This window comes from Bartonella sp. AP57NXGY (genome assembly GCF_042195805.1).
GTDB lineage: Bacteria > Pseudomonadota > Alphaproteobacteria > Rhizobiales > Rhizobiaceae > Bartonella.
Map to the genome: position 1 here is coordinate 1 of NZ_JBHIOZ010000316.1, position 1,196 is coordinate 1,196.

Here is a 1,196-nt window from a genome sequence, read left to right on the forward strand (position 1 = left end):
GATGCATTGCCAATGATGGCACCTGCTTGGCAAGCAAAGCTTATCAGGGCTGCTGTTTTCATGTGTTGTAGAGTGATAATGTCAGTACTTTCTTGCGGTCTTTTTTCAGCTTCAAGGTCCAGCATTTGTCCACCTAACATACCGCCAAGCCCTGCCGATTGTGCAAGAGACGTGATCAGCTTGATTCTAATATCTGTAGATAAAATACTAGCTTTATGAGCAATAATTTCAAAGGCAAATGTTAAGAGGGCATTGCCTGCTAGAATTGCTGTTGCTTCATCAAATGCTATATGGACGGTGGGTTTTCCACGCCGGAGTATATCGTTATCCATAGCGGGAAGATCATCATGAATGAGCGAATAACAATGGATACATTCTAAGGCACATGCAACATCAAGAGAATGTTCTACAGGGACGTCAAAAAGTGCAGCACTTTGAATTACAAGAAAAGGACGCAAGCGTTTTCCACCGTTCAGCACACCATAGCGCATGGCTTTGATTAAGTTTTTAGGGCGTGAAATTTCACCATTTTGGATTTGATCACTTAACAGGGTATCAAGCCGTTTTTCAACGGTGTCTCTATGTTTTGCAAGAAGGGTGGTAAATTCGTGCATTCTTGCTTCCTTTGTTTTTACAAAAATGAAATTATGAAGTTTAAAGAGAAAGGTTGTCGCTTTTTCTTGTTTTCATAAATTGGCGTCGTTTTTTATTAAAAATCAACTTCTCTTTTTATCCGTATCTCTACTGTATGCGCAAATCCCTTTTTAAACCAAATAAAAATTGAATGAAGGGCTTATAAAAAAGCTTTCATTGGTGTATAAAATTCTTAAATTTTGCAGTGTTTTTGATATTCATTTGATTATTGTGACACCATTTTTGATAACAGGAAGGTCATTTTTGGTAAGAGGAGGATCATTTTGACATTGCCTCTTCTTTTTTATCAGTGTATAATATCCTCAAATTTTATGGTGTTTTAAATGAAGCATTGTCATTTTTGACATTGCTTTTTCTGTTTTAATGGATTTGGAGTGTCTTTTTATGGCTGTACCTAAACGAAAAACCTCTCCAGCGAAGAGGGGCATGCGCCGTTCGGCTGATGCTCTGAAGGCGCCGACTTATATCGAAGATAAAAATTCTGGTGAATTACGTCGTCCTCATCACATTGATTTGAAAACGGGAATGTATCGTGGGCGTTC

At 38.2% G+C, this 1,196-nt stretch carries 2 protein-coding genes; one reads left to right on the plus strand and one right to left on the minus strand.

The annotated features are described in order from the left end of the window. Nucleotides 1–614, minus strand: a 614-nt coding sequence (locus ACFIL8_RS10595) for a polyprenyl synthetase family protein (protein ID WP_375689733.1), incomplete at its 3' end; no start/stop codon positions are given. 424 nt (nucleotides 615–1,038) lie between these two features. Here ACFIL8_RS10595 and rpmF point away from each other — a divergent pair. Beyond that, nucleotides 1,039–1,196, plus strand: a 158-nt coding sequence (rpmF, locus tag ACFIL8_RS10600; RefSeq protein ID WP_375689735.1) for a 50S ribosomal protein L32, incomplete at its 3' end; no start/stop codon positions are given.